This window comes from Jiangella endophytica, from assembly GCF_003427025.1.
In the GTDB taxonomy this organism is placed as follows: Bacteria; Actinomycetota; Actinomycetes; order Jiangellales; family Jiangellaceae; genus Jiangella; species Jiangella endophytica.
In genome coordinates this window covers 265760-287604 of record NZ_QVAI01000001.1, presented here as the reverse complement: position 1 = coordinate 287604, position 21845 = coordinate 265760, and the positions used below count along the sequence as shown (strand labels likewise).

The following is a 21845-nucleotide window of genomic DNA, read 5'->3' as shown; positions in this document are numbered from 1 at the left end:
CACGGACGTGTGATCTCTCACGCTTCGGACGCTGGGCCAGTTCCTGTGGAAAGTCGCCGTAGCATGGATGGTCGGGATTCGAGCCGGGACACCCCGGAGAACCGAACGTCTGAAGGAGGCGTCGACACCGGTGACGGTGAAGCACGTACGCGAGCTCGACCGTGTGGTGATCCGATTTGCTGGCGACTCCGGTGACGGTATGCAGCTGACCGGCGACCGTTTCACCGCCGAGACCGCCTCGTTCGGCAACGATCTCTCCACCCTTCCGAACTTCCCGGCCGAGATCCGGGCGCCCGCCGGCACGCTCCCCGGCGTCTCCAGCTTCCAGCTGCACTTCGCCAACTACGACATCCTCACGCCGGGCGACGCCCCGGACGTCCTGGTGGCGATGAACCCGGCGGCGTTGAAGGCGAACCTGCCCGACGTCCCGAAGGGCGCCACGATCATCGTCGACACCGGCGACTTCACGCCGCGGGCGCTGAAGAAGATCGGCTGGACCACCAGCCCGCTCGAGGACAACACCCTCAGCGCCTACAAGGTGCACGCGCTGGACCTCTCCGGCATCACCATGGAGGCGCTGGCGCCGTTCGAGCTGTCCCGCAAGGACGCCTCGCGGTCGAAGAACATGTTCGCGCTCGGGCTGCTGTCCTGGATGTACGGACGCTCCATCGACGGCACGGTGAAGTTCCTGCGCGAGAAGTTCGCCTCGCGCGAGACCATCCGCGACGCCAACATCGCCGCGCTCAAAGCCGGCTGGAACTACGGCGAGACCACCGAGGACTTCGCGGTCTCATACGAGGTCAAGCCCGCCGCCATGCCGTCCGGTACGTACCGGAACATCACCGGGAACCTCGCATTGTCGTACGGCCTGGTCGCGGCGGCGCGCCAGTCCGGGCTGCCGCTGTTCCTGGGCTCCTACCCCATCACCCCGGCGTCGGACATCCTGCACGAGCTGTCCAAGCACAAGCGGTTCGGTGTGCGCACGTTCCAGGCCGAGGACGAGGTCGCGGCCATCGGCGCCGCGCTGGGCGCGTCGTTCGGCGGCGCGCTCGGCGTCACCACGACGTCCGGCCCGGGCGTCGCGCTGAAGGGCGAGACCGTCGGCCTGGCGGTGTCGCTGGAGCTGCCGCTGGTCATCGTCGACGTCCAGCGCGGCGGGCCGTCGACCGGCCTGCCCACGAAGACCGAGCAGGCCGACCTGCTGCAGGTGCTCTACGGCCGCAACGGCGAGTCGCCCGTCCCGGTGGTCGCCGCTTCGTCGCCGTCCGACTGCTTCCACGCCGCCATCGAGGCCGTGCGCATCGCCGTCACCTACCGCACCCCGGTCTTCCTGCTCTCCGACGGCTACCTCGCCAACGGCTCCGAGCCCTGGCACGTGCCCGACGTCGAGTCGCTCCCGGTCATCCACCCGAACTTCGCCACCGATCTCAACCACGACGGCGAGGGCGAGCGCGACTTCTGGCCGTACCTGCGCGATCCCGAGACGCTGGCGCGGCCGTGGGCGGTCCCCGGCACGCCCGGCCTCGAGCACCGCATCGGCGGCATCGAGAAGCTCGACGGCCCCGGCACCATCTCGTACGACCCCAACAACCACGAGCGCATGGTGCGGTTGCGCCAGGCCAAGGTCGACGGCGTCGCAGGCATCCCCGACCTCGAGGTCGAGGACCCCAGCGGCGCGGCCCGCCTGCTGGTGCTCGGCTGGGGGTCGACGTACGGCCCGATCGGCGCGGCGGTCCGGCGGGCCCGCAAGGCCGGTCACCAGGTGGCGCAGGCGCACCTGCGCCACCTCAACCCGATGCCCGCCAACACCGGCGACGTGCTGCGGTCCTACGACCGCGTCCTGGTGCCGGAGATGAACCTCGGGCAGCTCGCTCTCCTGCTACGCGGCAAGTACCTCGTCGACGTCGTCGGGTACAACCGCGTGCGCGGGCTGCCGTTCAAGGCCGAAGAACTGGCCGACGTGATCATGGAGGAGGTGGGTGCGCTGTGACCGCACCCGTCGAACTGGGCCTGCCCGGCCTCGCCGGGGTGCCCACCACCGATGTCAAGCAGACGAAGAAGGACTTCACCAGCGACCAGGAGGTCCGCTGGTGCCCCGGCTGCGGCGACTACGCCGTGCTGGCGGCCGTGCAGGGCTTCCTGCCCGACCTCGGGCTGGAACGCGAGAACATCGTCTTCGTCTCCGGCATCGGCTGCTCCTCGCGCTTCCCGTACTACATGAACACCTACGGGATGCACTCGATCCACGGCCGCGCGCCGGCCATCGCGACCGGCCTGGCCGCGTCGCGCCCCGACCTCTCCGTCTGGGTCATCACCGGCGACGGCGACGCGCTGTCGATCGGCGGCAACCACCTGATCCACGCGCTGCGCCGCAACGTCAACCTCACGATCCTGCTGTTCAACAACCGCATCTACGGGCTGACGAAGGGCCAGTACTCGCCCACCAGCGAGCAGGGCAAGGTCACCAAGTCCACGCCGATGGGTTCGCTGGAGGCGCCGTTCAACCCGGTGTCGCTGGCGCTGGGCGCCGAGGCCACGTTCGTCGCCCGCACCATCGACTCCGACCGCCAGCACCTCACGTCGGTGCTGTCGGCGGCGGCGGCGCATCGGGGCACGTCCCTGGTCGAGATCTACCAGAACTGCAACATCTTCAACGACGGCGCGTTCGAGATCCTGAAGAACCGCGACAGCCGCGACGAGGTCCTGATCCGGCTCGAGCAGGGTGCGCCGGTGCGCTTCGGCGCCGACGCCCAGCACGGCGTCCGCCGCAACCCGTCGACCGGCTCGCTCGAGGTGTGCGAGGGCGACGACCCCGGCGTGCTCGTCCACGACGCCACCGCCGACGACCCCACCCAGGCGTTCGCGCTGTCCCGGCTGGCCGACCCCGGCACGCTGGCGCGCAGCCCCATCGGTATCTTCCGCCAGGTCGACCGGCCGGCGTACGGCGACCTCATGGCCGGCCAGCTCGACGAGGCCACGGCCAAGCACGGCGAGGGCGACCTGCAGGCGCTGCTGAACGGCAAGGACTCCTGGACGGTCGGCTGACCGAAGGCCCGCCACCCGGGCCGGCGCGACTCCACGCCGGCCGCCGCACCCTCGCGGGACCGGCGCGCCACACCGCCCGACCTGACGCGTGGCCCGGCCGGTCACGCAGGGCCGGGCCCTGACGGGACCAGCGCACCCCACGGGGCCGGCGTCACTCCACGTCGGCCAGCACACCGCGCGGGACCGGCGCGCCACACCGCCCGACCTGACGCGTGGCCCGGCCTCTCGCCCTGAGAGTCGCGGCAGGTCCCGTGGGCCGGCACGCCGACCCGAGTGGGCCCTCGCGCGCGCCCGCGGGCGGACCCCGCCCGACTGGGAGGGTCCTCCCACCCTACGGGCGGGCACCGACACCCACCGTCGTCCCGTCACCGGCGGCACGCGTCTCGCGTCATGAGCCAACCGTGCGGTGGTTACTGGCATCCCCGTAGCATGCGCGGGTGAGCCCCTCTCGGTCCGGCCTGTTCTACGGCATCGGCGCGTACGCGCTCTGGGGTGTCTTCCCGCTCTATATCAAGCTGCTCGAGGACACCGGCGCGGCCGAGATCCTGTCGCACCGGGTGGTCTGGTCGCTCGTCCTCGTGCTCGGCCTGCTCGCCATCGGGCGGAACCTCCGCAAGCTGCGGACGCTGGGACGGCGGTCGTACGGGCTGCTGACGCTGGCGGCGCTGCTGATCTGCGTCAACTGGGGCGTCTACATCTGGGGCGTCAACAACGACCACATCGTCGAGACCTCGCTCGGGTACTTCATCAACCCGCTGGTGACGGTCGTCCTGGGCGTCGTGGTCTTCGGCGAACGGCTCCGGCGGCTGCAGTGGGCGGCGCTCGGCCTGGCCGGCGTCGCCGTCGTGATCCTGACCATCGACTACGGCCGGCCGCCCTGGATCGCGCTGGCGCTGGCGTTCTCGTTCGGGACGTACGGCCTGGTCAAGAAGAAGGCCGGGGTCGACGCCGTCGAGAGCCTCGCGGTCGAGACGACGGTGCTGTTCCTGCCGGCGCTGGCCTACCTGGTCGTGCTCGGCGCCCGCGGCACCGGCGATTTCGGCTCCGCCGACTGGGGGACGACGCTGCTGCTGGCCGGCTGTGGCGTGGTCACGGCCGTGCCGCTGCTGTTCTTCGGGGCAGCGGCCGTGCGCGTGCCATTGACCACGCTGGGGACGATGCAGTACCTGACGCCCACCCTGCAGTTCCTGCTGGGGGTCGTCGTGTACGGCGAGACGGTGCCGCCGGTGCGGTGGTTCGGGTTCGCGCTGATCTGGACGGCGCTCGTCGTTCTCACCGCCGAAGTGCTCGTGCGTCGACGGCGGGAGCGCCGGGCCGCGCTGGATCGGCTGGTGCTCGACCCCACGACTGCCGCGACCTGAGGCTCGCCGCGCTCCGTCCTCATCCAGGATTCAGTGCGTCATAGCGCCACCGATCCTTGATGATCAGGGAGAGTCTGAGTCGCGGCCCGGCCGGATCGACGTGACGGCGGCCAGATTCCGGTGCAGCACCGTCTCATCGTCATTCGCGGCCGGCGACCAGTAGGTCTCCAGCCAGTCCAGGTCCGCCAGCGCGTGCGGCACGCGGCCGCTCGGCCTGCGGTCGCGCCACCGCGCGGCCGACGGTGGTCTTGCCGGAGCCGACGGTGCCGGACACCACCAGCACCGCGACGATGGGCATCAGCCGCCCGAAGGCTCGTCGCCGGTGGGCTGGTCGGGGGCGACGAAGGTGCCCTTGCCGTGGACGGTGAGGATGAGGCCGCGCTCGCGCAGCTCGACCATGGCCCGCCGGACCGTCAGGTAGGCGACCCCGTACTCGACGGCGAGATCGCGTTCGGGAGACAGGCGCGCGCCGGGTTGGAGCTCGCCGGAGGCGATGCGGGCGGCGACGTGGTCGGCGATGGCGACGTAGAGCAGCTCGTGGCCTTGTGGCCGGAACTCCGGGACGTCACCCATACGCCCACCATAGAAGCTCTACTGACCTGCACAAAGACACTGAGCTATACAAAGGTCTACAGTGCCACCTAAAGTCATCACATGCGTGAGGACACCTTCACCGGCTGGTTGTTGTGGAGCCGGCCGCCGGCACGGCTGCTGGACGAGATCGTGATCACCGACCACGACGGCGCCACCATCACCAACCGCCCGCTCCCCTACGGCACCGTCGGCACGCGGGGCTGGGACGTCACGCTGCGGCAGCTCGGCTTCCAGCGGCTCGGTGGCTGGATGCCGACGACGGGCGGCTACGTGTGCCGCATCCAGCGGATCCCGCCGTTGTCGGCCGCGGTGCTGGCGCACACGGCCTGATCGTCGCCCTCGCAGGCGGGCCGCCCAGCAGGCGCGCTCCCGCTCCACCAGGCATGGATGCCTGGTGGAGCGGGAGCACCCCAACTCAACGTGATCATTTCCGCGCCGCGGGGCGGCGGTGGGGTGGGATCAGAGGGTCAGGGTCAGGACATGCGCGTGACGACGGTGTCGCACAGAGCGTGCAGGGCGGCGCGGGCCGGAAGGTCCGGCAGCGCGGCCAGCGTGGCCCGGGCGTCGTCGGCCCAGCGGCGGACGTCGGCGGAGGCCTCGGCCATGGCGGGGTGGGCGCGCAGCAGCTCCAGTGCCTCAGCGTGCTCGGCGTCGTCGACCACGGGGCCGGAGATCAGCGACAGCAGCCGCTCGTCGCCCGGCCGGGCGGCGCGGCGGGCGTACAGGACCGGCAGGGTGGCGACACCCTCGCGGAGATCGGTGCCGGGCGTCTTGCCGGACAGCCGCTCGGAGCCGGCGATGTCGAGGAGGTCGTCGGCCAGCTGGAAGGCCATGCCGATGCGCTCGCCGAACTGGCCGAGCACCTCGACCTGGGACGGGTCGACGCCGGCGTGGAGGGCGCCGAGGCGGGTCGACGCGGCGATGAGGGAGGCCGTCTTGTCCGAGAGCACGGACAGATAGTGCGCGACGGCGTCTTCGTCCTCGCGCGGGCCGAGTGTCTCGTGCAGCTGGCCGTGCACCAGGCGCTGGAACGTCCGCGCCTGGATGCGCACCGACTCGGGCCCGAGGTCGGCCAGCATGTCGGACGCGCAGGCGAACAGGAAGTCGCCGGTGAGGATGGCGACGCTGTTGCCCCAGCGCGCGTTGGCGCTGGGGCCGCCGCGCCGCAGCTGCGCTTCGTCCATGACGTCGTCGTGGTAGAGGGTGCCGACATGGGTCAGCTCGACCACGACGGCGGCCGGCACCACCTTCGGCGCGTCGATGTCGCCGAAACCGGCCGCCAGCAGCGTGAGCATGGGCCGGAACCGCTTGCCCCCGGCCTGCGCCAGGTGCCGCGAGCTCTCGTTGAGCATGGCGTCGTCGGTCTTCACCGCCGCCAGCAGCCGCGCCTCGACGTCGTCGAGCGCGGCGCTGATGGACGCCTCAAGAGCATTGTCCACCGACGGAATACCCAGACCGCTGCTCAAACCCCGGCCCCTCCCTCGTAGGCAAGTCGTTCCTGTTGCCTGGCGCGTTCACCCAGCAGAATCATCCACTCTAACGAACGAAGATGGACGCCTGCTGCGCCAGGTCCAGCAGCGGACCGGGCACGATGCCCAGCAGCAGGGTCGCCGCGGCGCCCACGGTGATGCCGACGGCCGTCCACAGGCTCGGCACCGCGACGGTCGGGCCCTCCGGCGCGGGGTCGCTGAAGAACATCAGCACGATGACCCGCACGTAGAAGAACGCCGCCACGGCGCTGGCGATGACACCGACCACGACCAGCGGCGCGGCGCCGCCGTCGATGGCCGCGGTGAACACCGTCAGCTTGCCGACGAAGCCGCTGGTGAGCGGGATGCCGGCGAACGCGAGCAGGAACAGCGCGAACGTCGCCGCCAGCACCGGCGAGCGCCGGCCGAGCCCGGCCCACTTGGCCAGGTGGGTGGCCTCGCCGCCGGAGTCGCGGACCAGCGTCACGACGGCGAACGCACCGAGCGTCGAGATGCCGTAGGTGGCCAGGTAGAACAGGATCGCCGCGGTGGCCGACGAGTCCGCCGCCACCATCGCGGTGAGCACGAAGCCGGCATGCGCGATCGACGAGTAGGCGAGCATCCGCTTGATGTCGGTCTGCGTCAGCGCGACGACGGCGCCGACCAGCATGGTGGCGATCGCGACGGCCCACAGCATCGGCTGCCAGTCGGTGCGCATGCCGCCGAAGGCGACGTAGAACAGCCGCACCAGCGCGCCGAACGCGGCCAGCTTGGTGCACGCCGCCATGAACCCCGTGACGGGGGTCGGCGCGCCCTGGTAGACGTCGGGCGTCCAGGAGTGGAACGGCACGGCGCCGACCTTGAACAGCAGGCCCACCGCCATCAGCCCGACGCCGGCCAGCAGGATGCCGTCCTGGCCGATGTTCGCCGTCAGTGCCTCGGAGATCTCACCGAAGCGCAGCGTGCCGGCGTAGCCGTACACGAACGCCATGCCGAACAGGAAGATCGCCGACGAGAACGCACCGAGCAGGAAGTACTTGAGCGCCGCCTCCTGCGAGAGCAGCCGGCGCCGGCGGGCCATGCCGCACAGCAGGTACAGCGGCAGCGACATGACCTCGAGGGCGATGAACAGCATCAGCAGGTCGTTCGCGGCCGGGAACAGCAGCATGCCGCCCACGGCGAACAGCATCAGCGGGTAGACCTCGGTCTGCAGCATCCGCTCGCGGACGAGGACCCGCTCCTCCTCGCTGCCCGGCAGCGAGGACGCGGCGGGGGCGAACGCGTCGCCACCGGCCTCCAGGCGCCGCTCGGCGAAGAAGCCCACGCTGATGATCGCCAGCACGAGGATGGTGCCCTGGAGGAACAGCGCCGGGCCGTCGATGGCCACCGCGCCGACCGCCGCGACCATGTCGGTGCCGGCCAGCAGGATCACCTGGACCAGTGCGGCGACCAACGCCAGCAGCGCCAGCCCGACCTGGATCGTGTGCCGCAGCTTCCGCGGGACGAACGCCTCGATCAGGACGCCGACGACCGCGGCGCCGAAGATCGTGATGAGCGGCGCCAGCTCCGCGTACTCGATGGTCGGGGCGTTCACCGGCCAGTCCCTTCCTCGACGTGTTCAGCGACGGGAGCCAGCGGCTCGGGTTGGTCGACGCCGACTTCGACGAGCGTCGGCCCGACGGCCTCGTCGATCGCGTCGGTGAGCGGCTTCGGGAAGAACCCGACGACCAGCAGCAGCGCCAGCAGCGGGGCGACGACGGCGACCTCGCGGGTGCGAAGGTCGGGCATCCCCTCAACGGCCGGCCGTACCGGCCCGGTCATCGTCCGCTGGTAGAGCCACAGGATGTACAGAGCGGACAGGACGATGCCGAGCGTCGCGATGATCGCGGCCGGCCGGTACCGCAGGAACGTCCCGGAGATGACCAGGAACTCCGACAGGAACGTCGACAGCGGCGGCAGCGCCAGCCCGGACAGGCCGGCGAACAGGAACACGCCGGCCAGCTTCGGCGCCGGCTTCTGCACACCGCCGAAGTCGTCGACCTGACGCGACCCGCGCCGGCTGATGAGGAAGCCGACGACCACGAACAGCGCGATGGTCGACAGGCCGTGGTTCACCATGTAGAACGTCGCGCCGGTGGCGGCCTGGTCGGTCAGCGCGAAGATGCCCAGCACGATGAAGCCGAAGTGCGAGATCGACGTGTAGCCGATGAGCCGCTTCATGTCGGTCTGCCCGATGGCCAGCAGCGCGCCGTAGATGATGCTCACGACGGCCAGGACGACGATCACCGGTGCGGCCTCGCGCGACGCGTCCGGGAACAGCGGCAGCACCAGCGCGATCATGCCGTAGGTGCCGACCTTGTCCGCGACGCCGGACAGGAACGCCGCGTTCGACGGCGTCGCCTCGGCAGCGGCGTCGGGCAGCCAGGTGTGGAACGGCCACAGCGGCGCTTTGATGGCGAACGCCAGCATGAAGCCGATGAACAGCCACCACTGGGTGGTGGTGTCGATGTCCAGCGCGATCAGGTCGGGCAGGTAGAAGGATGGATTGCCGGAGTTCACCGATTCCACGTACAGCCCGATGACGGCGGCCAGCATCGCCAGCCCACCGACCAGGTTGTACAGCAGGAACTTCACCGCGGCGTACCGGCGCTGCGGCCCGCCGTACATGCCGATCATGAAGTAGAGCGGGATCAGCATGGCCTCGAACACGACGTAGAACAGCAGCACGTCCTGCGAGAGGAACGCGGTCAGCGTCAGCGCCTCGACCACGAGCAGCAGCGCGAAGAACGCCTTGGGGTCACGCTTCTCGTCCTCGGCCTCGTGCCACATCGCCAGCGCGACGATCGGCGTGGCCAGAACGGTCAGCGCGACGAGCGCGAGGCTGATGCCGTGCAGGTCGAGCGCCCACGAGGCCCCGAACTCGGGGATCCACTCGTAGGTCTCCGGCTTGACGCCCATGTCGACGTCGAACAGGTACTGGACGCTGATCAGCGCGCCGACGACCAGCGTCAGCAGCGCGAAGCCGGTCGCGACCTGCTTGGCGAGCGTGCCCCGCCCCGACGGCACCAGGGCGGTGAGCACCGCCCCGAGCGCCGGCAGCGCGATGAGCGTGGTCAACCAGGGAAAGGTCACGGCAGCCTCACCAACAGCATGGCCAGCACGACGACGCCGACGCCGCCGAGCATCGTCACGGCATAGGAACGGACGAAACCGGTCTGCAGGCGCCTGAGCCGGGCCGACAGTCCGCCCACGGCGGTGGCGGTGCCGACCACGGCACCGTCGACGCCGCGGTTCTCGAAGTAGACCAGCGAGCGGGTCAGGTACTGGCCCGGCCGCATGAACACCGCCTCGTTGAACGCGTCGCCGTAGAGGTCGTTGCGCGCGGCGACGGTGAGCGGGTTGCCGGCCGGGACGTCCTCGCGGACCGCGCGCCGGCCGTACATGGCCCAGGCGATCGCGACCCCGACGACGACCGTGGCCAGCGTGATGGTGATCAGCAGCCACAGCGGCATCGGGAGGTCGTGGTGCGCCTCACCGGTGACCGGCGCCAGCCAGTCGACGATCCCGGCGCCGACGTACAGCAGCCCGAACCCGCCGACGACCGACAGGGCGCCGAGCACCCAGAGCGGGCCGGTCATGACCGGCGGCGACTCGTGCGGCGGCTCGCTCTGCTTCCAGCGGCGGTTGCCGAAGAACGTCATCAGCATGAGGCGGGTCATGTAGAACGCGGTGATGCCGGCGCCGATCAGCGTGGCCAGGCCGGTGATCCAGTTGTCCGCGAACGCCGCCTCGATGATCTTGTCCTTGGAGAAGTACCCGGCGAACGGCGGGATGCCGATGATGGCCAGGTAACCCATCGCGAAGGTGAGGAACGTCGCCGGCATGAGGATGCGCAGCCCGCCGTAGCGGCGCATGTTCACCTCGTCGTGCATGCCGTGCATCACCGAGCCGGCGCCGAGGAACATGTTCGCCTTGAAGAAGCCGTGCGTCAGCAGGTGGAAGATCGCGAACGCGTAGCCGGCCGGGCCGAGCCCCGCCGCGAGCACCATGTAGCCGATCTGGCTCATGGTCGAGCCGGCCAGCGCCTTCTTGATGTCGTCCTTGGCGCAACCGATGATCGCACCCATCAGCAGCGTGATCGCGCCGACGACGACGACGGCGGTGCGCGCGTCCGGCGCGAGGTCGTAGATGGCCGAGGAGCGGACGATCAGGTAGACGCCGGCGGTCACCATGGTGGCCGCGTGGATGAGCGCCGACACCGGGGTCGGGCCCTCCATGGCGTCCAGCAGCCAGGACTGCAGCGGGAACTGCGCCGACTTGCCGCAGGCGCCGAGCAGCAGGAACAGGCCGATGACGGTGAGCCAGCCGGTCGACGCGCCCTCGGCCGACGCGAACACCACGTCGAACGCCGTCGAGCCGAAGACCGTGATCATCGACGCCATCGCCAGGACCATGCCCATGTCGCCGACACGGTTGACGACGAACGCCTTCTTGGCCGCCACGGACGCCGAGTCCTTGTGCTGCCAGAACCCGATCAGCAGGTACGACGCCAGGCCGACGCCCTCCCAGCCGATGAACAGGATCAGGTAGTCCGACGCCAGCACCAGCAGCAGCATCGCCGCGACGAACAGGTTCAGGTAGCCGAAGAACCGGCGCCGCCGCTCGTCGTGCTCCATGTAGCCGATCGAGTAGATGTGGATCAGCGACCCGACACCGGTGATCAGCAGCACGAACGAGATCGACAGCTGGTCCAGCAGCAGGCTCACGTCGACGCTGTAGCCGCCGGCGTTGACGTACTCCCAGAGCTGGACGGTGAACGCGCGGCCGTCGGACGGCTCGCCGACCATGGCGAAGAACAGCACCACGCCCATGACGAACGACGCGATCGACGCCGCGCAGCCGATGAGGTGGCCGACCTTGTCGGTGCGCCGGCCACCGAGCAGCAGGATCGCGGCGCCGAGCAGCGGGAAGGCGATGAGCAGCCAGGTCAGGTCGAAGACGCCGGTCGCGGCGGTGGCCACCTGGCCGCCGCCGTGCCCGCCCTCGGTGGCGACAGCCGTCGCCAGCGCGCTGAGTGTGGAAGTCACTGGTTCCTCACGCCCGTCAGAGCTTCAGCAGGCTGGCGTCGTCGACCGACGCGGACCTGCGAGTTCGGAAGATCGTCACGATGATCGCCAGCCCGACGACGACCTCGGCCGCCGCCACGACCATGACGAAGAACGCCACGATCTGACCGTCGAGGTTGCCGTGCATCCGGGCGAAGGTGACGAACGCCAGGTTGGCCGCGTTGAGCATGAGCTCCACGGACATGAACGCCACCAGCGCATTGCGCCGGATGAGCACGCCGGCCGCGCCGATCGAGAACAGGATGATCGACAGCACCAGGTAGTTGGTCGGGTTCATGCGCGCTCACCTCCGGACGCGTCGTCGTCGGTGCCGATCTCGCCGGCACGATTGTCGGACTCGCCCGCTGCGACATCTTCGCCCTCGACGGAGAAGCTCGTCTCGGTCGCTGCCGCCTCGACGTCGGCCGGTGTCGGGTGGTGCCGGAACTCGTCGGTGGAGCGGGCCGCGCCGCGGGCGATCAGCACCCGGTTGACGGAGTCCTCGCTCGGCGTGCCGTCGGGCAGCAGGGCCGGGGTGTCGACGGCGTTGTGCCGCGCGTACACGCCCGGGACCGGGAGCCCCGCGGCGTCGCCCGGCCGGCCCTCGGAGAACCGCTTGATCGACAGCTCCTTCTGGGTCGCCTTGGCGACGATGCGCTCGCGGTGGGTCAGCGTCATGGCGCCGACGGCGGCGGTGATCAGCAGCGCGGCGACGATCTCGAAGGCCCAGACGTAGGTGCCGAAGATCGCGTCGGCGATGGCCGAGACGTTGCCGTCCGGCGTCGCCTGGTTCAGCCCGACCGGCTCCTCGGGCAGCGTGGCCCGGATGGTGACGCCGGCGAGCAGCAGCACGACACCGGCGACGGCGAGCGTCGCGGCGACCCGCTGGCCGCGGATCGTCTCGACCCGGGAGTCCGAGGAGTCGACGCCGACCAGCATGATCACGAACAGGAAGAGCATCATGATCGCGCCGGTGTAGACGACGATCTGCACGACGCCGAGGAACGGCGCCTCCTGCGCGATGTAGAACAGCGCCAGCGAGATCATCGTCACGGCCAGGCAGAGCGCGCCGTGGACGGCCTTGCGCGAGAACACCAGGCCGAGCGCGCCCAGCACGGCGACCGGCGCCATGACCCAGAACAGGGCTGCCTCGCCCATCACGCCCCCTCACCGCTGGAGCGGCCGAGGCCCGCGCCGAGGTAGTAGTCGCGCTCGTCGTCGCCGAGCCGCATCGGGTGCGGCGGCTCCTCCATGCCCGGCAGCAGCGGCGCGAGCAGGTCCTGCTTCTCGTAGATGAGGCTCTCGCGCGTGTGGTCGGCCAGCTCGTACTCGTTGGTCATCGTCAGCGCGCGGGTCGGGCACGCCTCGATGCACAGGCCGCAGAGGATGCAGCGCAGGTAGTTGATCTGGTAGACGCGGCCGTACCGCTCGCCCGGAGAGAAGCGGCCCTCGCCGCCCTCCTCATCAGAGTTGGACGCGCCCTCGACGTAGATGGCGTCGGCCGGGCAGGCCCAGGCGCACAGCTCACACCCGACGCACTTCTCCAGCCCGTCGGGGTGGCGGTTGAGCTGGTGCCGACCGTGAAAGCGCGGCGCCACCGGATGCGGGTGCTCCGGGTACTGCTCGGTGACCGGCTTGCGGAACATGGTCCGGAACGTGACTCCGAACCCCGCCACCGGGTCGAGGAACTTAGGCACGACTGCTCTCCTCGGTACGGTCGTCAGTCTTGGTGGTGGCCGCGGGGATGCGCGCCGCCACGAACTCCTGGCCCGGCATCGGCGGCACCGGGTGGCCGCCGGCGAACGCGTCGAACTCCGGTGGCTCGGCCGGCTCCGGCTCGGCCGGCGTCTTCTTCTCCGGGATCAGCAGGCTGCCGATCAGCAGCACCGCCACGGCGATGCCGCCGTACAGGAGGATCTGGTTGCGCTCGATGCCCTCGTTGAACGCCAGCCGCATGCCGGCCACCGCGACGATCCAGACCAGCGAGATCGGCAGCAGCACCTTCCAGCAGAAGTGCATGAACTGGTCGTACCGCAACCGTGGCAGGGTGCCGCGCAGCCAGATGAAGACGAAGATCAACAGGATGACCTTGCCCAGGAACCACAGCAGCGGCCACCAGCCGGTGTTGAACATGCCGTCGTTGATGGCCGAGATCGGCCACGGCGCCCGCCAGCCACCCAGGAACAGCGTGGTGGCGATGGCCGAGACGTTGACCATGTTGAAGTACTCGGCCTGGAAGAACATCGCGTACTTGAACGACGAGTACTCGGTGCCCCAGCCGGCCACCAGCTCGCCCTCGGCCTCGGGCAGGTCGAACGGCGCCCGGTTCGTCTCGCCCACCATCGCGATGAGGTAGATGAGGAACGACGGCAGCAGGATGATGCCGTACCAGAGCCGCTCCTGCTCAGCGACGATGCCCGACGTCGACATGGTGCCGGCGAACAGGAACACACCGACGAACGACAGCCCCATGACCAGCTCGTACGAGATGACCTGAGCGGTCGAGCGAAGGCCGCCGAGCAGCGGGTACGTCGAGCCGCTGGACCAGCCGGCCAGCATCAGGCCGTAGACGCCGACCGAGGCGATGGCCAGCGTGAACAGCACCGCGACCGGCAGGTCGGTGAGCTGCAGGCGGGTCTCGTGGCCGAAGATCGAGACCTCCGGGCCCATCGGGATGACCGCGAGAATCAGGAACGACGGCACCAGCGCGACGATCGGCGCGAGGACGTAGACGACCTTGTCGGCCGCCTTCGGGATGATGTCCTCCTTGAACATCAGCTTGGTGCCGTCGGCGAGGCTCTGCAGCCAGCCACCGGGGCCGGTGCGGTTCGGGCCGAGGCGGTGCTGCATGCGCGCCACGACCTTGCGCTCGAACACGATGTTGAACAGCGTCAGCAGGATCAGCAGCACGAAGATCGCCACGACCTTGATGGCGACGATCCACCAGGGGTCGCTGCCGAACCCGGGTACCTCGTTGGCTGTCGTCTCAGCGGCGATCGCGATCACGACTCGATACCTCCACCCGCGAGCTTCACGACCTGGCCGGCGCCGACGCCGAGCGTCTGGTGCAGCGTCGAGCCGTTCGAGTTCTCCGGCAGCCAGACCACGCGGTCGGGCATCTGCGTCACCCGCACCGGAACGTTGATCGAGCCGGCCCCCGTGCTGACGGTGAGCAGCTCGCCGTCGGCGACGCCCACCTCGGCGGCGGTGCCGGCGGAGATGCGCGCCTCGGCCGTCCTCGCCGTCGCCGCCAGGTGCGGCTCGCCGTCCTGCAGCCGGCCGCTGTCGAGCATGAGCCGCCAGCTGGCCAGCACCGCCTCGCGCTCACCGGGCCTCGGCGGGCCGGCGGGCGGGGTGTCGGTGGACTCGGGGCGGGCGCCGTCCCAGACGCCCAGCTCGGCGATCTCGGCGCGGACGTCGTCGACGTCGCGCAGCCCCAGGCGGATGCCCAGCTCGCCGGCGACGGCATCGAGCACGGCGGCGTCGCTGAGCGACGGCGTCTGCGCGAGCACCGCGGGGAACGGCCGCAGACGGCCCTCCCAGTTGACGAACGTGCCGGCCTTCTCGACCGGGGGCGCCACCGGAAGCACGACGTCGGCGAGTTCGGTGACCTCGCTGCGCCGCACCTCGAGGCTGACCACGAAGCCGGCGGTCTCGAGCGCGCGCTTCGCGGCGGCCGGGTCCGGCAGGTCGGTCAGCTCGACGCCGGCCACCAGGGCACCGGCCAGCACACCGCTGGTCAGCGCCGACAGGATGCCGGTCGTGTCGCGGCCGGGCAGCGACGGCAGCGACTCGACGGACCAGGCTGCGGCGACGTCGACCCGGGCCTCCGGGTCGGCGACCGGCCGGCCGCCGGGCAGCAGGGTCGGCAGCGCGCCGGCCTCGAGCGCGCCGCGCTCACCGGCACGGCGCGGCACCCAGGCCAGGCGGGCGCCGGTGACGGTCGCGACGCGAGCGGCCGCGGACAACGCGCCCGGGATCGTCGCCAGTCGCGAGCCGATCAGGATGACCGCGCCCTTCTCGCGCAGCGCGTCGCCCAGGTAGGCGACGCGGTCGTCGCCGAGCGTGATGGCGTTGAGGATCTCCGGCTCGGTGCCCGGCGCCGCCGGCAGCAACGTGCCGCCGGTCTTCGTCAGGCCGCGGGTCGCGAACGGCGCGATGGCGTGCACCCGCGTGCCGTTCTTCCGGTTGGCCTTGCGCAGCCGCAGGAACAGCGCGCCGGCCTCCTCCTCGGGCTCCAGTCCGACGAGCAGCACGGCCGGCGCCTTCTCGACGTCGGTGAACGTGACGCCCAGGCCGGATCCGGCGACGGACGCCAGGAAGCCGGCCTCCTCGGCCGAGTGCGGCCGCGACCGGAAGTCGACGTCGTTGGTGTCGAGAGCCACCCGGGCGAACTTCGCGTACGCGTAGGCGTCCTCGTGCGTCAGCCGGCCGCCGGTCAGGACGCCGACGCCGCCGGCGTCGCGCGACCGGGCCAGACCCTGCGAGGCGATCGTCAGCGCCTCCGGCCACGACGCCACGACCAGCTCACCGGTCTCTTCGTCGCGGACCAGCGGGTGCGTGATGCGGTCGTCGAGGGTGGGCCAGCGGAACGCGAAGCGGTCCTTGTCGGTGATCCACTCCTCGTTCACCTCGGGGTCGTCGCCGGCCAGCCGGCGCATGACCGACCCGCGGCGGTGGTCGACCCGGATCGCGCTGCCGCACGCGTCGTGCTCGGCCACGGATGGGACGGACACCAGATCGAACGGGCGGGACCGGAACCGGTACGCCGCGCTGGTCAGCGCCCCGACCGGGCAGATCTGGATGGTGTTGCCGGAGAAGTAGCTCTCGAACGGCTCCTTCTCGTAGATGCCGACCTGCTGCAGCGAGCCGCGCTCGAGCAGCTCGATGAACGGGTCGCCGGCGATCTCCTTGGAGAACCGGGTGCACCGGGCGCACAGGACGCAGCGCTCGCGGTCCAGCAGCACCTGAGCGGAGATGTTGATCGGCTTCGGGTAGGTCCGCTTCTTGCCCTCGTAGCGGGAGTCGCCGCGGCCGTTGCTCATCGCCTGGTTCTGCAGCGGGCACTCGCCGCCCTTGTCGCAGACCGGGCAGTCCAGCGGGTGGTTGATCAGCAGGAACTCCATGATCCCCTGCTGCGCCTTGTCGGCGACCGGCGAGGAGAACTGGGTGTTGATCACCATGCCGGGGGCGACGGTGAGCGTGCAGGACGCCTGTGGCTTGGGCATGCCTCGGCCGTTGCCCATGTCGGGCACCTCGACCATGCACTGGCGGCAGGCGCCGACGGGCTCGAGCAGCGGGTGGTCGCAGAACCGCGGGATCTGGATGCCGATGAGCTCGGCCGCGCGGATGACCAGCGTGCCCTCGGGCACGCTCACCTCGAAGCCGTCGATGGTGACCGTCACCAGGTTCGGCTGCGGCTCCACGGTGTCGGACGTGGAGTTGGTCGTCACGGTCATCAGGCCTTGGCCCCCAGTTCCTGCGCGAACAGCGTCGAGGCGGCCGGGTCGAACGGACAGCCGCCGTGCTCGAAGTGCGCGATGTACTCGTCGCGGAAGTGCTGGATGGACGAGACCACGGGCGCCACCCCGCCGTCGGCGAGCGCACAGAACGAGCGGCCAGCGATGTTATCGCTCATGTCCAGCAGCTTGTCCAGGTCGGCCTCGGTGCCGTTGCCCTCCTCCAGCCGCTCGAGGATCTGCACCATCCACCAGAAGCCCTCGCGGCAGGGCGTGCACTTGCCGCAGGACTCGTGCTTGTAGAACTCGATCCACCGGGCCGTCGCGCGGACGACGCAGGTGGTGTCGTCGAAGATCTGCAGGGCCCGGGTGCCCAGCATCGAGCCGACCCCGGCCATGCCCTCGAAGTCCAGCGGGACGTCGACGTGCTCGGCCGTCAGCATCGGCGTCGACGAGCCGCCCGGCGTCCAGAACTTCAGCTCGCGCCCGCCCCGGATGCCACCGGCGAGGTCGAGCAGCTCGCGCAGCGTGATGCCCAGCGGCGCCTCGTACTGGCCCGGCTTCGTGACGTGGCCGGACAGCGAGAAGATGCCGTAGCCGGGCGACTTCTCGTTGCCCATGCTGCGGAACCACTCCGCGCCGCCGGACACGATCGACGGCACCGAGGCGATCGTCTCGACGTTGTTGATGACCGTCGGCGACGCGTACAGGCCGGCCACCGCCGGGAACGGCGGCTTGAGCCGCGGCTGGCCGCGGCGGCCCTCCAGCGAGTCGAGCAGCGCGGTCTCCTCGCCGCAGATGTAGGCGCCGGCGCCCGCGTGCACCACGACGTCGAGGTCGAACCCGGAGCCGAGGATGTTCTGGCCCAGGTAACCGGCCTCGTACGCCTCGGCGACGGCGTTCAGCACCCGGCGGTAGACCTGCAGCACCTCGCCGCGGATGTAGATGAAGGCGTGCTTCGCGCCGATGGCGAAGGACGTGATGATGACACCCTCGACCAGCACGTGCGGGTCGGCCATCATCAGCGGAATGTCCTTGCAGGTGCCCGGCTCGGACTCGTCGGCGTTCACCACCAGATACACCGGTTTGGGCTCGGCTGGGTCCTGAGGCGGGATGAAGCTCCATTTCATCCCCGTCGGGAACCCGGCGCCGCCGCGGCCGCGCAGGCCGGAGTCCTTCACCATCTCGACGATGTCCTCGGGCTTGCGCTGCAGCGCCCGGCGCAGCGCCTTGTAGCCGTCGGCCTTCTCGTAGTTGCGTCGCGTGAAGGAGTCGGCCTGGTCCCAGCGGGCGGTGAGGACCGGGGTGAGCTTGCTGACCTCACTCACTTCTTGCTACCTCCCAGCTCGCGCTGCCCGCCCTCGGGCGCGGTCCAGCCGTTCTCGTGCGCCAGCTCCAGGCCCACCAGCGAGGCCGGACCGGCTGAGACGCCCTCGGTGGCCTGGCCGTCGGGGAACCCGGCGAGCACGCGCTCGGCCTGCTTCCACGTGCAGATGCGCGGGCCGCGGGTCGACACGACCTCCTCGCCGGCGCGCAACCTGTCGACCAGCTCGCGCGCCGAGCCCGGCGTCTGGTTGTCCATGAACTCCCAGTTCACGACCATGACGGGCGCGAAGTCGCAGGCGGCGTTGCACTCCACCCGCTCCAGCGAGACCTTGCCGTCCTCGGTGGTCTCGTCGTGCCCGACGCCGAGGTACTCGGACAGGTCGTCCCAGATCGCGTCGCCGCCCATGATCGCGCAGAGCGTGTTGGTGCAGACGCCGACGTGGTACTCGCCGACGGGGCGGCGCTTGTACATCGTGTAGAACGTCGCCACCGCGGCCACCTCAGCCTCGGTGATGTCGAGCACCTCGGCGCACAGCTCGATGCCCTCGGGGGTCACGTAGCCCTGGCGCGACTGCACGAGGTGCAGCATCGGCAGCAGCGCCGACCGCGGCTCCGGGTAGCGGGCGATGATCTCGGCCATCTCGGCCCGGACGGTGTCGTCGAGCGGGCTGATCGCAGCCTCGTCCGGCTGCACGTCGTTCACGTCGGTCATCGGTCACATCCACCCATCACCGGGTCGAGGCTCGCGACGGCCACGATGACGTCGGCCACCATCGAACCCTCGCACATCGCCGGTACGGCCTGCAGGTTGTTGAAGGACGGGTCGCGGAAGTGCACGCGCCACGGGCGGGTGCCGCCGTCGGACACCACGTGCGCGCCGAGCTCGCCGCGGGGGCTCTCGATCGGCACGTACACCTCGCCGGCCGGGACCCGGAAGCCCTCGGTGACCAGCTTGAAGTGGTGGATCAGCGCCTCCATCGACTCACCCATGATGTGGCGGATGTGGTCGAGCGAGTTGCCCATGCCGTCGCTGCCGATGGCCAGCTGAGCCGGCCACGCGATCTTCTTGTCGCCGACCATGACCGGGCCCGGCTCCAGCCGGTCCAGGCACTGCTCGACGATCTTCAGCGACTCCTTCATCTCGTCGATGCGGATGCGGAAGCGCCCGTAGGAGTCGCTGGTGTCGCGGGTGGGCACCTCGAAGTCGTAGGTCTCGTAGCCGCAGTACGGCTGCGACTTGCGCAGGTCCCACGGCAGGCCGGTGGAGCGCAGCACCGGGCCGGTGATGCCCAGTGCCATGCAGCCGGCGAGGTCGAGGTAGCCGACGCCGACGGTGCGGCCCTTGAAGACCGGGTTCTCGTTGCAGAACGCCTCGTAGTCGCCGATGTGGTCCCACATCCAGCGCAGGTACTCGCGGACGCTCTCGACAGCGCCGGGCGGGAGGTCCTGCGCGACGCCGCCCGGGCGGATGTACGCGCTGTTCATGCGCAGCCCGGTGATCAGCTCGAACAGGTCGAGCGTGCGCTCGCGCTCGCGGAACCCGTTGGTCATGACGGTGAGCGCGCCCATCTCCATGCCGCCGGTCGCGATGCAGACCAGGTGCGACGAGATGCGGTTGAGCTCCATCATCATGACGCGGATGACGTTGGCCCGGTCGGGGATGTCGTCGGTGATGCCGAGCAGCTTCTCGATGCCCAGCACGTAGGCGGCCTCGTTGAAGAACGGGGACAGGTAGTCCATGCGGGTCACGAACGTGACCCCCTGGGTCCACGTCCGGTACTCCATGTTCTTCTCGATGCCGGTGTGCAGGTAGCCGATGCCGCACCGGGCCTCGGTGACCGTCTCGCCGTCGAGCTCGAGGATGAGCCGGAGCACGCCGTGCGTCGACGGGTGCTGCGGGCCCATGTTGACGACGATGCGCTCCTCGCCGGCCGCGGCGGCGCCGACCACGTCGTCCCAGTCCTGACCGGTGACGGTGTAGACCGGGCCCTCGGTGGTCTCGCGCACGCCCGCGTACGGGTCGTCGGTGTCGTCGCCGGCGGGAGTGAAGGTGACGTCCTGCTGGCTCATCAGTTGTACGCCCTCCGCTCGTCCGGCGGCGCGATGGTCGCGCCCTTGTACTCCACGGGGATGCCTCCGAGCGGGTAGTCCTTGCGCTGTGGGTGCCCCGGCCAGTCGTCCGGCATCTGGATGCGGGTCAGCGCCGGGTGGCCGTCGAAGAGGATCCCGAAGAAGTCGTACGTCTCGCGCTCGTGCCAGTTGGCCGACGGGTACGTGTGGACGATCGACGGGATGTGCGGGTCGGAGTCGGGGCAGGTGACCTCGAGGTTGACCCGGCGGTTGTGGGTGATCGAGAGCAGCTGGATGACGGCGTGCAGCTCGCGGCCGGTCTCCTCCGGGTAGTGCACGCCGTTGACGCCCATGCACAGCTCGAACCGCAGCAGCGGGTCGTCGCGGAAGATCCGGGCCACCTCGGCCAGCTTCTCGCGCTTCACGAAGAAGGTGACCTGGCCGCGGTCGACGAGCACCTTCTCGAACGTGTCGGCGTCGGTGCTGCCGGCCTCCTGCAAGGCGGCGCTGACGTCGTCGCCGAGCTGCTCCAGCTCTTCCGGCCACGGGCGCGGGGTGGAGCCGCCGCGCACCGGGTTGGTGTCGCGGACGACCAGCCGGCCGTAGCCGGTGGTGTCGCCGCTGCCGTCGTAGGCGCCGAACATGCCGCGCCGCGACGGGTGCTCGGGCGGCAGCGCCGGACCCGTGGTGTCGAGAGCCTCGGCCGTCGATTCGTCTTCGGGCGCCTCGGCGGCGGCCTCCTCGGCGGGTGCCTCCGCCGCGCTCTGCTCCTCGACCGGGCTGGTCTCGGCTCGCGTGCGCGCGGCCTCCTCGACCTCGTCCGGGTCCTGCTTGCCGCTCTGAGGGTCGTTGTCGCTCACCGGAGCAGGCCCTTCATCTCGTGCGTGGCCTCGGCCCGCAGCGCCACCTGCTCGAGCTCGGCGTCGGCCGCGACCTTCTGCGCGCCCAGCTTGGTGTGCTGGATCTGGTCGTGCAGCTTGAGGATGGCGTCGATCAGCATCTCCGGCCGCGGCGGGCAGCCCGGCAGGTACACGTCGACGGGCACGACGTGGTCGACGCCCTGGACGATGGCGTAGTTGTTGAACATGCCGCCGGACGAGGCGCAGACACCCATCGACAGCACCCACTTCGGGTTGGCCATCTGGTCGTAGATCTGCCGCAGCACCGGCGCCATCTTCTGGCTCACCCGGCCCGCGACGATCATCAGGTCGGCCTGCCGCGGCGAGGCGCGGAACACCTCCATGCCGAAGCGCGCGGAGTCGTGCCGGGGACCGCCGAACGCCATCATCTCGATGGCGCAGCAGGCCAGGCCGAACGTCGCCGGCCAGACCGAGCCCTTGCGCAGGTACCCGAGCAGGTTCTCCATGCTGGTCAGCAGGACACCCGACGGCAGCTTCTCTTCAACACCCATGATTC

General features: G+C 70.3%; 20 protein-coding genes. 4 read left to right on the top strand and 16 right to left on the bottom strand.

The genetic code is table 11. From position 1 onward, the window contains the following. Positions 1–67 precede the first annotated feature (67 nt). The 3 genes from DZA62_RS01345 (at position 68) to rarD (ending at position 4406) form a co-directional block, all read left to right on the top strand. Complete coding sequence (locus tag DZA62_RS01345; protein ID WP_116946983.1) at positions 68–1990, top strand: 2-oxoacid:acceptor oxidoreductase subunit alpha; 1923 nt, start codon at positions 68–70, stop codon at positions 1988–1990. A gap of 14 nt (positions 1991–2004) precedes the next feature. Next, positions 2005–3045: a 2-oxoacid:ferredoxin oxidoreductase subunit beta gene (locus DZA62_RS01340; protein ID WP_116947517.1), complete on the top strand. Its 1041-nt coding sequence runs from the start codon at positions 2005–2007 to the stop codon at positions 3043–3045. Positions 3046–3482: 437 nt separating this feature from the next. Next, positions 3483–4406 carry an EamA family transporter RarD gene (gene rarD / locus DZA62_RS01335; RefSeq protein WP_116946982.1) on the top strand — a complete coding sequence of 308 codons (924 nt, stop codon included), beginning with the start codon at positions 3483–3485 and terminating at the stop codon, positions 4404–4406. 139 nt (positions 4407–4545) lie between these two features. On the opposite strand, the gene DZA62_RS35430 is transcribed toward rarD, so the two are convergent. Then, positions 4546–4704 (bottom strand): hypothetical protein, encoded by a 159-nt coding sequence (locus DZA62_RS35430; protein ID WP_157987401.1) that lies wholly within the window; start codon positions 4702–4704, stop codon positions 4546–4548. Continuing rightward, the gene (locus DZA62_RS01330; RefSeq protein WP_116946981.1) at positions 4704–4979 is read right to left on the bottom strand and encodes a winged helix-turn-helix domain-containing protein; all 276 of its coding nucleotides are present in this window, start codon (positions 4977–4979) and stop codon (positions 4704–4706) included. Before DZA62_RS01330 ends, DZA62_RS35430 begins: the two co-directional genes overlap by 1 nt. Before the next feature lie 81 nt (positions 4980–5060). Here DZA62_RS01330 and DZA62_RS01325 point away from each other — a divergent pair, with 81 nt between their 5' ends. After that, positions 5061–5330, top strand: coding sequence for a hypothetical protein (locus DZA62_RS01325; RefSeq protein WP_116946980.1), 270 nt, complete (start codon positions 5061–5063; stop codon positions 5328–5330). Positions 5331–5473: 143 nt separating this feature from the next. Here DZA62_RS01325 and DZA62_RS01320 read toward each other — a convergent pair whose 3' ends face one another. From DZA62_RS01320 to DZA62_RS01255, 14 genes are all read right to left on the bottom strand, one after another. Next, a complete protein-coding gene (locus tag DZA62_RS01320; protein ID WP_232827207.1) occupies positions 5474–6439 on the bottom strand; it encodes a polyprenyl synthetase family protein in 966 nt (321 codons plus the stop codon). Positions 6440–6536: 97 nt separating this feature from the next. Next, complete coding sequence (gene nuoN / locus DZA62_RS01315) at positions 6537–8063, bottom strand: NADH-quinone oxidoreductase subunit NuoN (protein ID WP_116946979.1); 1527 nt, start codon at positions 8061–8063, stop codon at positions 6537–6539. Then, the gene (locus DZA62_RS01310) at positions 8060–9586 is read right to left on the bottom strand and encodes an NADH-quinone oxidoreductase subunit M (RefSeq protein WP_232827206.1); all 1527 of its coding nucleotides are present in this window, start codon (positions 9584–9586) and stop codon (positions 8060–8062) included. The genes nuoN and DZA62_RS01310 overlap by 4 nt, the downstream gene beginning before the upstream one ends. Before the next feature lie 11 nt (positions 9587–9597). Then, positions 9598–11490 carry an NADH-quinone oxidoreductase subunit L gene (gene nuoL, locus DZA62_RS01305; RefSeq protein ID WP_116947515.1) on the bottom strand — a complete coding sequence of 631 codons (1893 nt, stop codon included), beginning with the start codon at positions 11488–11490 and terminating at the stop codon, positions 9598–9600. Between the two features lie 82 nt (positions 11491–11572). After that, positions 11573–11872 carry an NADH-quinone oxidoreductase subunit NuoK gene (gene nuoK, locus DZA62_RS01300; protein WP_116946977.1) on the bottom strand — a complete coding sequence of 100 codons (300 nt, stop codon included), beginning with the start codon at positions 11870–11872 and terminating at the stop codon, positions 11573–11575. Next, positions 11869–12732 carry an NADH-quinone oxidoreductase subunit J gene (locus DZA62_RS01295; protein ID WP_116946976.1) on the bottom strand — a complete coding sequence of 288 codons (864 nt, stop codon included), beginning with the start codon at positions 12730–12732 and terminating at the stop codon, positions 11869–11871. The genes nuoK and DZA62_RS01295 overlap by 4 nt, the downstream gene beginning before the upstream one ends. Next, on the bottom strand, positions 12732–13271 hold the full coding sequence (gene nuoI / locus DZA62_RS01290; protein WP_198663306.1) for an NADH-quinone oxidoreductase subunit NuoI: 540 nt from the start codon (positions 13269–13271) through the stop codon (positions 12732–12734). The genes DZA62_RS01295 and nuoI overlap by 1 nt, the downstream gene beginning before the upstream one ends. Next, a complete protein-coding gene (gene nuoH, locus DZA62_RS01285) occupies positions 13264–14571 on the bottom strand; it encodes an NADH-quinone oxidoreductase subunit NuoH (protein WP_116947514.1) in 1308 nt (435 codons plus the stop codon). Before nuoH ends, nuoI begins: the two co-directional genes overlap by 8 nt. A 5-nt stretch (positions 14572–14576) precedes the next feature. Next, complete coding sequence (locus tag DZA62_RS01280) at positions 14577–17033, bottom strand: NADH-quinone oxidoreductase subunit G (protein WP_116946974.1); 2457 nt, start codon at positions 17031–17033, stop codon at positions 14577–14579. Next, complete coding sequence (gene nuoF / locus DZA62_RS01275; protein ID WP_116946973.1) at positions 17033–18361, bottom strand: NADH-quinone oxidoreductase subunit NuoF; 1329 nt, start codon at positions 18359–18361, stop codon at positions 17033–17035. Before nuoF ends, DZA62_RS01280 begins: the two co-directional genes overlap by 1 nt. After that, a complete protein-coding gene (gene nuoE, locus DZA62_RS01270; RefSeq protein WP_116946972.1) occupies positions 18358–19071 on the bottom strand; it encodes an NADH-quinone oxidoreductase subunit NuoE in 714 nt (237 codons plus the stop codon). Before nuoE ends, nuoF begins: the two co-directional genes overlap by 4 nt. After that, the gene (locus DZA62_RS01265; protein ID WP_116946971.1) at positions 19068–20429 is read right to left on the bottom strand and encodes an NADH-quinone oxidoreductase subunit D; all 1362 of its coding nucleotides are present in this window, start codon (positions 20427–20429) and stop codon (positions 19068–19070) included. Before DZA62_RS01265 ends, nuoE begins: the two co-directional genes overlap by 4 nt. Next, positions 20429–21289: an NADH-quinone oxidoreductase subunit C gene (locus tag DZA62_RS01260; RefSeq protein WP_116946970.1), complete on the bottom strand. Its 861-nt coding sequence runs from the start codon at positions 21287–21289 to the stop codon at positions 20429–20431. The genes DZA62_RS01265 and DZA62_RS01260 overlap by 1 nt, the downstream gene beginning before the upstream one ends. After that, positions 21286–21840 carry a NuoB/complex I 20 kDa subunit family protein gene (locus tag DZA62_RS01255; protein WP_116946969.1) on the bottom strand — a complete coding sequence of 185 codons (555 nt, stop codon included), beginning with the start codon at positions 21838–21840 and terminating at the stop codon, positions 21286–21288. The genes DZA62_RS01260 and DZA62_RS01255 overlap by 4 nt, the downstream gene beginning before the upstream one ends. Positions 21841–21845 lie beyond the last annotated feature (5 nt).

What these genes read in the sequence shown, in the direction of transcription:
- DZA62_RS35430 (WP_157987401.1), bottom strand. Translation starts at nt 4,704, where the DNA reads ATGCCCATCGTCGCGGTGCTGGTGGTGTCCGGCACCGTCGGCTCCGGC.
- DZA62_RS01330 (WP_116946981.1), bottom strand. Translation starts at nt 4,979, where the DNA reads ATGGGTGACGTCCCGGAGTTCCGGCCACAAGGCCACGAGCTGCTCTAC.
- nuoE (WP_116946972.1), bottom strand. Translation starts at nt 19,071, where the DNA reads ATGACCGACGTGAACGACGTGCAGCCGGACGAGGCTGCGATCAGCCCG.
- DZA62_RS01345 (WP_116946983.1), top strand. Translation starts at nt 68, where the DNA reads ATGGTCGGGATTCGAGCCGGGACACCCCGGAGAACCGAACGTCTGAAG.
- nuoK (WP_116946977.1), bottom strand. Translation starts at nt 11,872, where the DNA reads ATGAACCCGACCAACTACCTGGTGCTGTCGATCATCCTGTTCTCGATC.
- DZA62_RS01295 (WP_116946976.1), bottom strand. Translation starts at nt 12,732, where the DNA reads ATGGGCGAGGCAGCCCTGTTCTGGGTCATGGCGCCGGTCGCCGTGCTG.
- DZA62_RS01255 (WP_116946969.1), bottom strand. Translation starts at nt 21,840, where the DNA reads ATGGGTGTTGAAGAGAAGCTGCCGTCGGGTGTCCTGCTGACCAGCATG.
- DZA62_RS01265 (WP_116946971.1), bottom strand. Translation starts at nt 20,429, where the DNA reads ATGAGCCAGCAGGACGTCACCTTCACTCCCGCCGGCGACGACACCGAC.
- DZA62_RS01280 (WP_116946974.1), bottom strand. Translation starts at nt 17,033, where the DNA reads ATGACCGTGACGACCAACTCCACGTCCGACACCGTGGAGCCGCAGCCG.
- DZA62_RS01325 (WP_116946980.1), top strand. Translation starts at nt 5,061, where the DNA reads ATGCGTGAGGACACCTTCACCGGCTGGTTGTTGTGGAGCCGGCCGCCG.